We start from the raw sequence: 15,024 nt of genomic DNA, 5'->3' as shown, positions 1-15,024 counted from the left end.
CACTCCCCTTTAATAGACGTAACAGCCTGTTGAATAACGGAACTGCGCATAAAGTAAACGGAATAAACCGCGTAACCCGACGATCATGTGGTGGCCTGAGAGCCCACAGAGAGACATTGTACCGGGTTCGCTGTTTAACCTTGTTTACTGTGTGAATATATAAAGGACGGAGTCGTCGCCTGGCGAATGTTACGGATGATGGACATCCGATAACATCTGGTGTGCCCGCAGCATAAAACCGTTCTTCAGCGATAACAGGCTTTGTAAATAGCATGCTTCGTGAATAACGTGCTTCATGAACAAGGACGCGGATGGGCCGCCGGAACACGTCTTACCGCCACTATTACTGCTGTCATTAAGGTAATCAGTCATGAGTCAACAACCACAAGTCAAATACCGGCACGATTACCGTGCGCCGGACTACACCATTACCGACATTGCACTGGATTTTGATCTGCATCCGCAAAAGACCCGGGTGGTGGCCGTCAGTCAGGTCGTGTTGCAGGGAGAAAAGGGCGCGGCGCTAAAACTGAATGGTGAAGGGTTAACCTTGCTGAGTATCCAGGTCGATGGGCAAGACTGGCAGGCATATCGTTTACTGGATGACGGCCTGGAACTGGCCGGTGCGCCGGAAAAATTCACCCTGCGGATTGAAACAGAGATTAACCCAGCGGCGAACAGTGCGCTGGAAGGGTTGTATCAGTCCGGTGATGCGCTGTGTACGCAGTGTGAGGCCGAAGGGTTCCGCCACATTACCTATTATCTCGACCGGCCGGATGTTCTGGCGCGTTTCACCACTCGCATCACTGCCGATAAAGCGCGTTACCCGTACCTGCTTTCCAATGGTAACCGGGTTGGGCAGGGCGAAGCGGATAACGGGCGTCACTGGGTGGAATGGCAAGATCCGTTCCCGAAACCCTGCTATCTGTTTGCGCTGGTTGCCGGTGATTTCGATGTGCTGCGCGACACCTTTGTCACCCGTTCCGGCCGTGACGTCGCGCTGGAACTGTTTGTCGATCGCGGCAACCTCGATCGGGCTGACTGGGCGATGACCTCGCTGAAGAATGCCATGAAGTGGGATGAAACCCGTTTTGGGCTGGAATACGACCTCGACATTTATATGATCGTGGCAGTGGACTTCTTCAACATGGGGGCAATGGAAAACAAAGGGTTGAACATTTTCAACTCCAAGTATGTGTTGGCCAAAGCCGAAACCGCCACCGACAAGGACTACCTCGGTATCGAGGCGGTGATAGCGCACGAGTATTTCCACAACTGGACCGGTAACCGTGTGACCTGCCGCGACTGGTTCCAGCTTAGCCTGAAAGAAGGGCTGACGGTGTTCCGTGATCAGGAGTTCAGTTCTGACGTGGGGTCCCGCCCGGCTAACCGTATCGATAACGTGCGGGTGATGCGTGGCGCACAGTTTGCGGAAGATGCCAGCCCGATGTCCCACCCGATCCGCCCGGATCAGGTTATCGAAATGAATAACTTCTATACCCTGACGGTGTATGAAAAAGGGTCAGAAGTGATTCGTATGATGCACACGCTGCTGGGCGAAGAGAAATTCCAGGCGGGGATGCGGCTCTATTTTGATCGTCATGACGGCAGCGCGGCAACCTGTGATGACTTTGTACAGGCGATGGAGGACGCTTCCAGCGTCGATCTGTCCCAATTCCGTCGCTGGTATAGTCAGTCCGGTACGCCGGTCGTGACGGTACGTGACGACTATGACGCGGCAACTCACCAGTACCACCTGCATGTCAGCCAGATGACGCCGGTTGGTGCCGACAAGCAAGCCAAACTGCCACTGCATATCCCGCTGGATATCGAACTGTACGATAGCGAAGGGAAGGTTATTCCGCTGCGTCAGAAAGGCCAGAAACTGGGTTCGGTACTCAACGTCACCGAAGCCGAGCAAACGTTCGTGTTTGATGAGGTTCCTTGTCAGCCGGTACCGTCGTTGCTGCGTGAATTCTCCGCGCCGGTCAAACTGAACTATCCGTGGAGTGATGAACAACTGACGTTCCTGATGCGTCATGCCAGCAATGCCTTTTCCCGTTGGGATGCCGCCCAGAGCCTGCTGGCGAACTATATTCGCCTGAATGTAGCGCGCCATCAGCAAAAACAACCGCTATCGTTACCGATGCATGTGGTAGACGCCTTCCGTGGTGTATTGCTCGATGATGGTCTGGATCCGATGCTGGCTTCGCAGATTCTGTCGTTGCCGAGCGAAAACGAAATGGCGGAACTGTTTGAGGTTATCGACCCGGAAGCTATCGCCGCGGTGCGTCAGTCACTGACACAGACGCTGGCGCAGGAAATGGCGGACGAATTGCTGGCGGTATATCGCGCCAATAAACTGCCTTCTTATCGTGTTGATCAACAGGACATGGGTAAACGCGCCCTGCGTAACCTGTGCTTGCACTATCTGGCGTTTGCCGAGAGAGAACAGGCCGACAAACTGGTGGCGGCGCAGTTTGCGCAGGCGGACAACATGACGGATTCGCTGGCGGCGATGGCAGCCTCGGTAGCGGCGCAGTTGCCGTGCCGGGACGGTTTGCTGGTGGCGTTTGACGAACGCTGGCATCAGGATGGCCTGGTGATGGACAAATGGTTTGTTCTGCAAGCCAGCAGCCCGGCCAGTGACGTGCTACATCGCGTTCGTGACTTGCTTAACCACCGCTCCTTCAGCCTGAATAACCCGAACCGACTGCGCTCGCTGATAGGATCGTTCTGTGCGGGTAACCCGTCGGCGTTCCACGCCCAAGACGGCAGTGGCTATCAGTTCCTGACCGAGATGCTCACCGAACTGAACACCCGTAACCCGCAGGTGGCGTCACGTTTGATTGAACCGCTGATTCGTCTTAAACGCTACGATGCCGCGCGTCAGGCGCTGATGCGTCAGGCGCTGGAAACCCTCAAAGGGCTGGAAAACCTCTCCGGTGACCTGTTTGAGAAGATAACTAAAGCGCTGGAAGCGTAATACCGCCCTATCCTGACGGCATCTGCCTGATAGAATAACGGTAATAAAAAACCACCGCTGCTCGCAGACGGTGGTTTTTTTACACACTGAGTGGATACACGTGTCAGGCGTGCGCCTGTGAAGGGTAGAGGGGCTCGCGAGCAGCAGGTGCTAAAATTCGCTCCAGCACTTGCGCTTCCAGCTCTGCCAGCCGGGCGGAGCCGCGACGGCGTGGGCGTGGCAGGTCAACCATGATATCCAGCCCGACGTGACCCTCTTCTATCAGGATAACCCGGTCGGCAAGGCTTACCGCCTCACTGACGTCATGCGTCACCAGCACCACGGTGAACCCTTGTTGTAGCCACAATGATTCAATCAGCCCTTGCATCTCGATACGGGTCAGCGCGTCGAGTGCGCCCAGTGGTTCGTCCAGCAATAACAGGCCGGGATGATGGATTAACGCCCGCGCCAGTGCCACTCGCTGCTTTTGTCCACCGGAGAGTGCCGTTGGCCAGTCAGCGGCCCGTGTCGATAATCCGACAGCCTCCAGTGCCTGATGCGCGTCAGGACGCCAGTCACCGCGCAACCCTAACCCGACATTGTCGATCACCCGTTTCCATGGCAGCAGGCGGGCTTCCTGAAACATCAACCGGATATCATCGCGTGCCTGATGTAGCGGGGCACGACCGGCCAACAGTTCACCCTGGCTGGCGTGTTCCAGACCGGCCAGCAGTCGCAGCAGGGTACTTTTACCGCAGCCGCTGCGACCGACTACCGCCACGAACTGACCGGACGGAATATGCAGATGCACGTCATTTAAGATGGTGCGCTGGCCATAGCGTTTGGTCACACCGCTAATCAACAGTGGCGTACCGACGTTCAGGCGTGCGGGTGGCGTAGGGGTGAATGTCATGCGTGTTCCTCCGTTTGTTGCCAACTGGGGTGCCAGCGTAGCCAGAGGCGCTCCAGTGTCAGGGCGATGATATCCGCCAGTTTACCCAGCAGGGCGTACAGAATAATGGCTACCACCACCACATCGGTTTGCAGGAACTCGCGCGCGTTCATCGCCAGATAACCGATGCCGGAACTGGCAGATATCGTTTCTGCCACGATCAGCGTCAGCCACATCAAGCCGAGCGAAAAGCGCACACCGACCATGATCGACGGTAGCGCGCCGGGTAGTACTACTTCGCGAAACAGCCGAAAGCCCGATAACCCGTAACTGCGCGCCATTTCCAGCAAGCCGCTGTCGATGGTGCGGATGCCGTGGTAGGTGTTGAGGTAAATGGGGAACAGAGTGCCGAGCGCCACCAGAAAAATCTTGGCGCTCTCATCAATACCAAACCACAGGATCACCAGCGGGATCAGCGCCAGATGCGGCACATTGCGCAGCATTTGCATGGATGTATCCAGCAGGCGCTCACCCGTGCGGGATAACCCGGTAATAAACCCCAACACCAGCCCCAGCGTGCCGCCGATGGCAAACCCGGTTAGCGCACGCCAGGTGCTGATGCTAAGGTGCTGCCACAGTTCACCACTGCGGATAAGTCGCCAGAAGGTATGGGTGATTGCCTGCGGTGACGGCAGAATGCGGGTGGAAAGCCAGCCTGCGCTGGAAGCGAGTTGCCAGAGCACCACCAGCAGTAACGGCAGCAACCAGGGCGTCAGGCGTGTGGTGATCGGTGTCAGGATCCTCAGCATCGGCTCGCTCCTTAGCTTTGCGCCGCTTTGAGCAGCGGGACGAACTCGTTGCCGACAATTTCACCCTGTGAGCGCAGCGGCTGTGGTTGTGGCACCTCGGGTACCGCGACATCCAGATGCGGGAACAGCAATTCGCCTACGCGATAGGCCTCTTCCAGATGCGGGTAGCCTGACAACACAAAGGTATCGATACCCAAATCGGCATATTCCTGGATGCGCTGCGCCACCGTCTGTGGGTCGCCGACCAACGCCGTCCCCGCACCGCCACGCACCAGACCGATGCCGGCCCACAAATTGGGGCTGATTTCCAGCTTGTCACGGCGACCGCCATGTAACGCCACCATGCGTTGCTGGCCCACGGAGTCAAAACGTTTCAGCGATGCCTGCGCTTCGGCGATGGTGTCGTCATCCAGCCGGGAGATCAGCCGATTGGCGGCCTGCCACGCCTCTTCATTGGTTTCACGTACAATCACGTGCAGGCGGATGCCGAACCGTACGCTACGCCCTTGTGCCGCGGCTTTGGCCCGCACACGTTCGATCTTTTCTTTCACCTGCTCGGGAGGCTCGCCCCAGGTGAGGTAAAGCTCTACCTGTTCGGCTGCCAGATCCAGCGCCGCATCGGATGAACCGCCGAAATACAGCGGCGGGCGTGGCTGTTGTACCGGTGGGTAGTGCAGTTTGGCGCCTTTGACCTGAATGTGCTTGCCGTCGTAATCGACGGTTTCCCCTTCCAGTACCCGCCGCCAGATGCGGGTAAATTCGGCCGAAGCCTCATAGCGCTGTTCATGATCAAGGAACAAGCCTTCAGCGGCCAGTTCTTCCGGGTCACCGCCGGTCACCAGATTAAACAACGCCCGGCCGTTGGACAGCCTGTCCAGCGTGGCGGCCTGACGCGCGGCCAACGTTGGCGAGATAATTCCCGGTCGTAACGCCACCAGAAAACGCAAACGCTGGGTGATCGGGATCAGTGACGATGCCACCAGCCAGGAGTCTTCACAGGAGCGTCCGGTAGGGATCAGCACGCCGCCGAATCCCAGGCGATCCGCTGCCTGGGCTATCTGTTGCAGGTAACTGTAATCAACCGGGCGGGCATTTTCGCCGCGGCCAAAATAGCGGCCGTCACCGTGAGTAGGCAGAAACCAGAAAATATTCAGACTCATTCGTATCGTCTCCATGCAATCGTGCTGAGAATTAGGGGGTGACCGGCGCGTGCCAGATGCGGCTGGCGACATCCAGTCGGGTGGGGATCAGATGGTTTTCGTAAAACAGATCAGCGGTGTGCTGCTGTGCCTGCAAGGTGTGTTCATCCACCGGCTTAATCACCGTAATAGGCCGGTGATCGAAATAGGTGCTGATGACAGCTTCCGGTAGCCCCATGGCATTCGCCAGTAGCGTGACGCTTTGCGCCCGCTGGCTGATGGTCAGGGCATCGGCCTGGGTCAGGGTGTTGAGCACCTGTTGCAGGAACGGACCGTATTGGTCGGCATAATGGCGTGAGGCCAGATAGAACGACCCGGTCAGGTTCAGGTCAGTACCATCGGCCAGAACGCGAACACCCCCTTGCAACAGCGCTGCCGAATAGTAGGGATCCCAGATAGTCCAGGCATCGACGTTGCCTTGCTGGAAAGCAGCACGGGCGTCTGCCGGTGTCAGATAGGCGGGCGTAATATCGGTGAAGGCCAGACCGGCTTTTTGCAGGTTACGCAGCAACAGGTTATGCGAGCTGGAGCCTTTCTGGAATGCTACTTTGCGGCCTTTCAGGTCAGCGACGGTCTTGATGGGGCTGTCGTCCCGAACCAGAATCACCTCGGCTTTGGGTTTCGGCGGTTCGACACCGATATAAACCAGATCGGCACCTGCTGCCTGGGCAAACAGCGGCGGAATATCACCGGTACTGCCAACATCAATGCTGCCGATGTTTAGCGCTTCAAGCATTTGCGGCCCGGCGGGAAATTCAATCCAGCTAATTTTGGTATGCGGGAATTGCTTTTCCAGCAACTGGTGGGTTTTAGCCAGCACCAGACTGACCGAACCTTTCTGAAAGCCGATGCGCAATTGTTCGGGGGCGTCGTCGGCATGGGCGAAAGCGGATACGCTAACAGCGGCGGTAAAAAGCAGCGTCAAGGCGGCGTGCTTAATCGAGGATAGCATGTGACATTCTTCCTTATAGATGAAACCGGAGTCAGGCGCTCTGACGCAGTGGTTCAGGCTGACGGCGAATCAATGCCTGAAAGAAAAGGTGCAACGCTTCTTGCAGACGCGTTTCCAGCACATCGTGGAAATGCGGGGTGCGATCGTAGTGACTTATCTGGCTGTCATCGGCAAATACGCCTTGTAGGATTTCCTGGGCTTTCAGCGCGTTTAGCACTGGCTTGAGGCTGTAATCCATCGCCAGCATGTGAGCGACGGAACCGGCGGTAGACAGTGGCAATACCACTTTATGTTCCAGTGCCCGCTCTGGCAGCAGGTCCAGCAAGGTTTTCAGCGCGCCGGAGAACGACGCTTTATAAATTGGGGTAGCGACCAGCACACCCTCGGCGCTGGCGAGCTGTTCGTTCAGGGTTTGCAACGCCGGGCTGTCGAAACGGGCATTGAGCAGGTCTTCCGGTGGGAAATTATGCAGATGCCACGGCAACACCTCGACGCCTTTGGCCTCCAGCCATTTTCCAGCGTGGTGTAGTAAAGCCGTTGACCGGGAAGGGTAGCGGGGACTTCCTGCCAGCGTTATAACGCGCATAGCGACTCCTTATAACTAAAAATTAGCATTTGTCACGATTTAATAACTGTTTGGCTAGTCTGGCAGAGGAGGGAGAGGGTCGGAAAATGATTTATTGTGGAATGAAAAGTGAAAAAACGGATAAAAAAACTCCAATCCAGCAGCAAGAAAGGAAAACGATTGCGTTGTTGTGGCGTTTTTTAGCTCAGGTCAATTCCCTTTCGCCCGTTGATGGATGATAATACGCCCCCGGTTTATAACCGGGAATTCAGGAGAAGTCATGTATCCCCTCATTCGTAAAGCGTTATTCCAGCTCGACCCCGAACAGGCGCACGAGTTTACCCTGCATCAGTTGCGCCGTATCACCCACACCCCGTTTGAATGGCTGGTTCGTCAGTCAGTCCCTACCAAGCCGGTAACCTGCATGGGGCTGTCGTTTCGCAACCCGCTGGGGCTGGCCGCCGGGCTGGATAAAGATGGCGAGTGCATTGATGCGCTCGGCGCGATGGGGTTCGGCTTTATCGAAGTCGGCACCGTGACACCGCGTCCGCAACCGGGTAATGACAAGCCACGCCTGTTTCGGGTGGTGGAGGCCGAAGGGCTTATCAACCGCATGGGGTTCAATAACCGTGGGGTCGATAATCTGGTGGAAAATGTCAAACAGTCGCGTTTTGGTGGCGTGTTGGGCATTAATATCGGCAAAAATAAAGACACGCCGGTAGAGCAGGGAAAAGAGGATTATCTGATCTGCATGGATAAGGTCTATTCTCATGCCGGTTATATCGCTATCAACATTTCCTCTCCCAATACACCGGGACTACGCACACTGCAATATGGTGATGCGCTGGATGATTTGTTACAGGCTGTAAAAGATAAACAGGCTGAGCTGCACGCCCATTATCAAAAATATGTGCCGGTCGCGGTAAAAATTGCGCCGGATCTTTCCGAAGAAGAATTGATCCAAATTGCCGACAGTCTGGTGCGCCATAATATCGATGGTGTGATAGCCACCAATACCACGCTCGACAGACAATTGATTCAGGGGCTGAACCATTGTGGGCAAACGGGGGGATTAAGTGGTCGACCGTTGCAACTGCGCAGCACCGAAGTCATTCGTCGACTGTCACAGGAATTGCAGGGCCGATTGCCGATTATTGGCGTCGGGGGAATTGATTCTGTGGTCGCTGCCAGAGAAAAATTAGCGGCTGGTGCAACGCTGGTTCAGATTTATAGCGGATTTATTTATCGTGGACCGCGCCTGATTAAAGATATTGTTACCCACATCTGATTTTTCATTCCCGTTATATAGCGTTGGGGGTTTATTTATCCCCCGCGCTGGTCTATATTTTCTTCGTTTGTGCAAAAATACAGCATCATCGTGCCTGATAGGGTATTTTTAACGCTATCGATGACAACAGATAGCCTATACCCAGAATAATTCGAGTTACAGGTAAGTTGATTGTAGTTAATTCATTTCGGTTGCTTATTGATTGGTGGCCGATTATTCATCCTGGCCTGTTTTCCGGGACTTTGGCATCAGTAAGGCATAAATAAAGGTAATGTGATGAAATTAACCCCTGATGATAGCTGGCGCTGGTATTTCGATACCGATCAGGCGCGCCTGATGCTTGATCTGGCCAACGGCATGGTATTTCGTTCCCGTTTCTCTTCTTCAATGCTAACGCCGGATGCGTTTACGCCCAGCGTATTCTGTGTTGAGGATGCCGCACTGTTTTTCACTTATCAGGAGAAATGCCAGACACTGGCGTTATCGGCTGAAGCTCGGGCTGAGCTGATATTGAACGCGCTGGTGGCGAATCGTTTCCTGAAACCGATGATGCCGAAAAGCTGGCATTTCGTGGCGCAACCACAGGCTCAGGTAGTGGTGCAAACCGGCGATCAGGTTAGCGTACAACTCAATGAGCGCCCGGAAACGGCGAATTTCATGGTGGTAGAGGCCGGTGATAAAGCCAGCCTGTGTGTGCTGGCGCAAGGGCAATTGATGCTCAGCGGGAAAGCGATGCAACTGGGCGATGCCATCAAAATCATGCACGACCGTCTCAGTCCAGCGGTGGAAGAAAACGACGAAACATCGGCGCGTTACGCCTTTGCCGGTTGAATATTGACGACGCGAGGCGTGTCGCCCCGCGCCATGCATAACCTTTCAGGTTAACGCTATTGATCAGATTAATGTCATTGATCAGGTTAACGTCATTGATCAGGTTAACGTCATTGATCAGGTTAACGTAATGTCCCCAGCCGGAATGCAACTGCATGCCAGTATGGTTCCGTCCTCTCCCTGCGCGCTGGCTTTCAGCGGCGACACGTCACCGTCGTTGAGTGTCAGTCGACAGCAACCGCACAACCCGGCCCGGCATGAATAGGGAACGCGTATTCCTTGCTGTTCCAGCTGTTCCAATAGAATTTGCTGGTTGTTGCCGGTAAAACGTGTCCCCTGATAGGTAATGTGTACCGGTTTGGCTGCACTGGGTGGCGGCGTCAGGCTTTCCGTGACGGCACCCGCGCCATAAGGACGGGGTGGTTTAGTCGACAGCACCTCGACGCTGTCGCCTGCGCGGATGATGCCGCTATTGCGGGCGATAAGATTGAGGCCAAAATCGACATCGCCGTTTTCCGCTGTTCGGTATTGTTGCAGCGTCGCCAGCGGCTCGCCTGCCGGATGCTTGCGTCCACGTTCCGGACTCACTGTGGTCAGCACACAGCGGCTACAGGGTTTTGCCACATCAAACATCACGTCGCCGATGCGCAGGGTCTGCCAACTGTCTTCAGCGAACGCCTCTGCACCACTGACCACCAGATTAGGGCGGAATTGCTCGATACGGATACCGGCACCGCAACGGTTGCGTACATCGTTAAACGATGCGTCGTTGACAAGCAGGAAGGGATAGCCGTCGGCAAATCCCAGCGGGATATCCGGGTGGCGTTTGACACGGCGTGACAGCGCCGGCCCTTGCCAGCGGAGTTGTACCGGTCGTTGCAGATAACCGCTCAGCCAGTGATTGACGGCGTCGGGGGCGATCCGGGCCTGAAAATGATTACCCCAGACTTCTGTCGGCGCGGTGTCAGGGGCGAAATCGTCAAAGCGTACCAGCCGGGTCTGCCCATCAGGCGCGGACAGGAAAACCCCCTCGTGCGTCAACGCTGGCGTGAACAGCACCAGTTGTGGAAACTGACGGGCAGTAATGAAGGTGCCATCGGGCTCGGTGATCATAAACATACGGTCAAACGCCAGGCCGCTGGGGCTGGCCATCGCCTGTGACAATTGCAGACCACGCAGGGATTTAACCGGATGAACAAAAAGCCGACTTAACACAATCACGGTGAGGGTTCCTTGCTGACGTAAAGCGGCAACTTTATGACAAGCCGCCGGGATTAGCTATAATGCGCCTCAATTTTCTTTATCGATGCCGGTTTTCTTTCCGGTGCGTTTTTTTCGAGGACGTTTTCTTTCGTTGAGAGCGTTCTTTTCAAGGTCGTCCTTTAGTGAAGGTAATCGTCGCGATATGAACTCTCTGTTTGCCAGCACGGCACGTGGTCTGGAAGAATTGTTAAAAAGTGAACTTGAAGCGCTGGGCGCGCAGCACTGCACGGTGGTGCAGGGCGGGGTGCACTTTCAGGGAGACGATCGGCTGTTGTACCAAAGCCTGATGTGGAGCCGACTGGCATCGCGCATCCTGCTGCCGCTCAACGAGTGTAAAGTCTATAGCGATCTGGACCTGTATCTTGGGGTGCAGGCGATAGACTGGAGTTCGGTGTTTGACGTCAATCATACCTTTGCCGTGCATTTTACCGGCACCAATGATGAGATTCGCAACAGCCAGTACGGCGCGCTCAAGGTGAAAGACGCGATTGTCGACAGCTTCAGCCGTAAAACCGGCCAGCGCCCGGATGTTGCCCGCCAGCAGCCAGATATCCGTATTAATGTTTTTCTGCAACGCGAGAAGGCCAGCATCGCGCTGGATCTCAGCGGCGAGAGTCTGCATTTGCGCGGCTACCGCGATATGGCCGGACAAGCACCGCTCAAAGAAAACCTGGCAGCGGCGATTGTGCTGCGTTCCGGCTGGGAAACCGGTACGCCGATGGTGGACCCGATGTGTGGCTCCGGTACGCTGCTGATTGAAGCGGCGATGATGGCGGCCGATCGCGCTCCCGGCTTGCATCGCCAGCATTGGGGTTTTCTGGCCTGGCAAAAACATAACCCAACGCTGTGGAAAAGCATTACCTCCGAGGCACAGGAGCGTGCCCGAGCGGGTTTGCAGGCCACCACTTCCCGTTTCTTCGGTTCCGATATTGACCGACGTATGGTGGAGATCGCCAGCAGCAACGCGCGCCGTGCTGGTGTCAGTTCCCTGATTCGGTTTGAAGCCCATGACGCTACACAGTTAAAGAACCCGTTGCCGCAAGGGCCGACGGGGACGGTGGTCAGTAACCCGCCTTACGGCGAGCGTCTGGAGAGCGAACCGGCGCTGATTGCGTTGCACAACCTGCTCGGTCGTAAAATGAAAAGCGAGTTCGGCGGCTGGAAACTGTCGCTGTTTAGCGCCTCGCCAGAATTGCTCAGTTGCCTGCAACTACGTGCTGATCGCCAGTTCAAAGCCAAAAACGGTCCGCTGGAGTGCGTGCAGAAGAATTACCAACTGGCGGCAAACGAAAACGGTGCGCCAACTACGGCCGCCTTTGCCGAGGATTTCGCCAATCGCCTGCGCAAGAATCTGCGTAAGCTGGAGAAATGGGCGCAGCAGCAGGGCATTGAATGCTATCGCCTGTATGACGCCGACCTGCCGGAATATAACGTCGCGGTAGACCGTTACGGTGAGCGGGTGGTGATTCAGGAATACGCACCGCCGAAAAGCGTTGATGCCCAGAAAGCGCGCCAGCGCCTGTTTGATGTGATTAATGCCACTCTGAGCGTACTGGGGTTGCCCGCCAGTCATCTGATATTGAAAACCCGCGAGCGTCAGAAAGGCAAAAACCAGTACGAAAAGCTGGCGGAGAAAGGGGAGTTCCTGCAGGTATCGGAGTTCAACGCCAAACTGTGGGTTAACCTGACCGACTATCTGGACACCGGGCTGTTTCTCGACCACCGCATCGCACGCCGTATGCTGGGCGAAATGAGTAACGGCAAGGATTTCCTCAACCTGTTCGCGTACACTGGCAGCGCCAGTGTGCACGCCGGGCTTGGCGGCGCACGCTCTACGACCACGGTGGATATGTCGCGCACTTATCTGGAATGGGCGGAGAAAAACCTGCGTCTTAACGGTCTGACCGGCCGTCAGCACCGGCTGATCCACGCCGACTGCCTGGCATGGATGCGGGAAACCCACGAACAGTTTGACCTGATTTTTATCGACCCGCCGACCTTCTCCAACTCTAAACGGATGGACGAATCGTTTGATGTACAGCGTGACCACCTGATGCTGATGACCCAGCTCAAACGCCTGTTGCGCCCTCGCGGTACCATCCTGTTTTCTAACAACAAACGCGGATTCCAGATGGACAAAGCCGGGCTTGCCACGCTGGGACTGGAAGCGAAAGAAATTACTGCGCAAACACAGTCGCAGGATTTCGCCCGTAACCGTCAGATTCACAACTGCTGGCTGTTGAAACACGCCGGCGAGGAAAAATAACCACTATGTCATTGATCAGTTTATCCGGCGCCTGGCTATCGTTCAGCGATGCGCCGCTGTTGGACAACACCGAACTGCATATTGAAGACAACGAGCGGGTGTGTCTGGTTGGGCGCAACGGCGCTGGCAAATCCACCTTGCTGAAAATTCTGGCAAAAGAAATCCCGCTGGATGACGGTCGGCTGGTGTACGAGCAAGACCTGATTGTGGCGCGCTTGCAGCAGGATCCGCCGCGTGATATCGACGGCACGGTGTTTGATTTCGTGGCCGAAGGCGTCGCGGCGCAGGCGGAATACCTGAAAGCCTACCATGTAGCGTTGCGTCAGGTTGGGGAAGACCCCAGCGAGAAGAACCTGAATCAACTGGCGAAGATTCAGGACGTGCTGGATCACCAAGGGCTGTGGAAGCTGGAAGATCGTATCAACGAGGTGTTGGAGCAACTGGGGTTATCGGCGGATACGCCGTTGTCGGCGTTGTCCGGTGGCTGGCTGCGTAAAGCCGCGTTAGGGCGGGCGTTAGTCAGCGCGCCGCGGGTCTTGTTGCTGGACGAACCCACCAACCACCTGGATATCGACACTATCGACTGGCTGGAAGGTTTCCTCAAAGCATTTTCCGGCAGTATTGTGTTTATTTCCCATGACCGGTCGTTTATTCGCAACATGGCGACCCGTATTGTCGATCTGGATCGCGGTAAGATGGTGTCCTGGCCTGGCGATTACGACAAATACTTGCTGGGGAAAGAAGAGGCGCTGCGTGTGGAAGAACTGCAGAATGCGGAATTCGACCGCAAACTGGCGCAGGAAGAAGTGTGGATTCGTCAGGGCATCAAAGCCCGTCGTACCCGTAATGAAGGTCGGGTGCGGGCGCTCAAGGCGATGCGACAAGAGCGGGCTGAGCGCCGTGAAGTCATGGGCAACGCCAGAATGCAGGTGGAAGAAGCGGCCCGTTCCGGCAAGATAGTGTTTGAACTGGAAGACGTACAGTATCAGGTTGACGGGAAAACACTGGTATCGGGCTTTTCTGCCCAGGTACAACGCGGCGATAAAATCGCGCTGGTCGGGCCGAATGGCTGCGGTAAAACCACGTTGTTAAAGCTGATGCTGGGTCAACTGGCACCGACATCCGGGCGCATTCACTGCGGTACCAAGCTGGAAGTGGCGTATTTCGATCAGCACCGTGCTGAGTTAGACCCGGAAAAAACGGTGATGGATAACCTCGCCGAAGGCAAACAGGAAGTGATGGTCAACGGCCGTCCGCGCCATGTACTGGGTTATCTCCAGGACTTCCTGTTCCACCCGAAACGCGCCATGACACCGGTAAAAGCGCTGTCAGGTGGGGAGCGTAACCGTCTGTTACTGGCGCGGTTGTTCCTCAAACCCAGCAACCTGCTGATTCTCGACGAACCGACCAACGATCTGGACGTGGAAACGCTGGAATTGCTGGAAGAACTGTTGGAAAGTTATCAGGGAACCGTGCTGCTGGTCAGCCACGATCGTCAGTTCGTCGATAACTCGGTCACCGAGTGCTGGATTTTTGAAGGCAACGGCCTGATTGGCCGCTATGTCGGCGGGTATTATGACGCCCAATACCAGCGCGCCTCCGCCGCACCGTTGCGAAGCGCTGCACCCGTAAAAAGCGTGGTAACCAAAGAAGACCTTGATAGCGAGAGCGCACAAAGCACACCGGCCGCACAGCCAGCTAAACGTAGCGGCGGCAAGCTCAGTTATAACCAACAGCGTGAACTGGAACAGTTGCCGCAACGTATTGAAGCGCTTGAGGGTGAGATTGCCTCACTGCAACAGCAGATGAATGACCCGGCATTCTTTTCCCGATCGCATGATGAAACTCAGCCCGTGCTGGCGGCGTTGGCGCAAGCGGAACAGCAACTGGAGACCTGTTTTGAGCGCTGGGAAGCGCTTGAGGCACAGAAGAACGGCTAAAGCGTGGCGTTGTGCCGCTGTGCGTCATTTTTAACGCGGATGTTTTTTAACAGT

At 55.8% G+C, this 15,024-nt stretch carries 11 protein-coding genes; 5 read left to right on the top strand and 6 right to left on the bottom strand.

Features of this window, described 5'->3' with window-relative positions:
- Positions 1-370: 370 nt before the first annotated feature.
- Positions 371-2,986 (top strand): aminopeptidase N, encoded by a 2,616-nt coding sequence (gene pepN / locus LF929_RS12555; RefSeq protein WP_226092927.1) that lies wholly within the window; start codon positions 371-373, stop codon positions 2,984-2,986.
- Between the two features lie 103 nt (positions 2,987-3,089).
- Here pepN and ssuB read toward each other — a convergent pair whose 3' ends face one another.
- Genes ssuB through ssuE form a run of 5 tightly spaced genes read right to left on the bottom strand, consistent with a single transcriptional unit; the run spans position 3,090 to position 7,403 of the window.
- Positions 3,090-3,878 carry an aliphatic sulfonates ABC transporter ATP-binding protein gene (gene ssuB / locus LF929_RS12550; protein ID WP_226092926.1) on the bottom strand — a complete coding sequence of 263 codons (789 nt, stop codon included), beginning with the start codon at positions 3,876-3,878 and terminating at the stop codon, positions 3,090-3,092.
- Positions 3,875-4,666 (bottom strand): aliphatic sulfonate ABC transporter permease SsuC, encoded by a 792-nt coding sequence (gene ssuC, locus LF929_RS12545; protein ID WP_210174300.1) that lies wholly within the window; start codon positions 4,664-4,666, stop codon positions 3,875-3,877. Before ssuC ends, ssuB begins: the two co-directional genes overlap by 4 nt.
- A gap of 11 nt (positions 4,667-4,677) precedes the next feature.
- Positions 4,678-5,826, bottom strand: a complete 1,149-nt coding sequence (ssuD, locus tag LF929_RS12540; protein WP_226092925.1) for an FMNH2-dependent alkanesulfonate monooxygenase — start codon at positions 5,824-5,826, stop codon at positions 4,678-4,680.
- A gap of 31 nt (positions 5,827-5,857) precedes the next feature.
- Complete coding sequence (locus LF929_RS12535) at positions 5,858-6,817, bottom strand: sulfonate ABC transporter substrate-binding protein (protein ID WP_226092924.1); 960 nt, start codon at positions 6,815-6,817, stop codon at positions 5,858-5,860.
- A 31-nt stretch (positions 6,818-6,848) separates the two neighbouring features.
- A complete protein-coding gene (ssuE, locus tag LF929_RS12530; RefSeq protein WP_023640107.1) occupies positions 6,849-7,403 on the bottom strand; it encodes an NADPH-dependent FMN reductase in 555 nt (184 codons plus the stop codon).
- Between the two features lie 259 nt (positions 7,404-7,662).
- Between ssuE and pyrD the strand changes: the two genes are divergently transcribed.
- Both pyrD and LF929_RS12520 read left to right on the top strand, forming a co-directional pair.
- Complete coding sequence (pyrD, locus tag LF929_RS12525; RefSeq protein WP_226092923.1) at positions 7,663-8,670, top strand: quinone-dependent dihydroorotate dehydrogenase; 1,008 nt, start codon at positions 7,663-7,665, stop codon at positions 8,668-8,670.
- Positions 8,671-8,946: 276 nt separating this feature from the next.
- Positions 8,947-9,501: a cell division protein ZapC gene (locus LF929_RS12520; RefSeq protein WP_038907640.1), complete on the top strand. Its 555-nt coding sequence runs from the start codon at positions 8,947-8,949 to the stop codon at positions 9,499-9,501.
- A 117-nt stretch (positions 9,502-9,618) separates the two neighbouring features.
- On the opposite strand, the gene LF929_RS12515 is transcribed toward LF929_RS12520, so the two are convergent.
- Positions 9,619-10,722: a YcbX family protein gene (locus LF929_RS12515; RefSeq protein WP_210176366.1), complete on the bottom strand. Its 1,104-nt coding sequence runs from the start codon at positions 10,720-10,722 to the stop codon at positions 9,619-9,621.
- Between the two features lie 184 nt (positions 10,723-10,906).
- Between LF929_RS12515 and rlmKL the strand changes: the two genes are divergently transcribed.
- Both rlmKL and LF929_RS12505 read left to right on the top strand, forming a co-directional pair.
- A complete protein-coding gene (rlmKL, locus tag LF929_RS12510) occupies positions 10,907-13,030 on the top strand; it encodes a bifunctional 23S rRNA (guanine(2069)-N(7))-methyltransferase RlmK/23S rRNA (guanine(2445)-N(2))-methyltransferase RlmL (protein ID WP_210174305.1) in 2,124 nt (707 codons plus the stop codon).
- A 5-nt stretch (positions 13,031-13,035) separates the two neighbouring features.
- Complete coding sequence (locus LF929_RS12505) at positions 13,036-14,970, top strand: ABC transporter ATP-binding protein (protein ID WP_038907644.1); 1,935 nt, start codon at positions 13,036-13,038, stop codon at positions 14,968-14,970.
- Positions 14,971-15,024: the final 54 nt, after the last annotated feature.

The sequence above is a fragment of the Dickeya oryzae genome, from assembly GCF_020406815.2.
In the GTDB taxonomy this organism is placed as follows: Bacteria; Pseudomonadota; Gammaproteobacteria; order Enterobacterales; family Enterobacteriaceae; genus Dickeya; species Dickeya oryzae.
The sequence above is the reverse complement of the archived record's forward strand: the minus strand, read 5'-3'. Positions and strand labels throughout refer to the sequence as shown.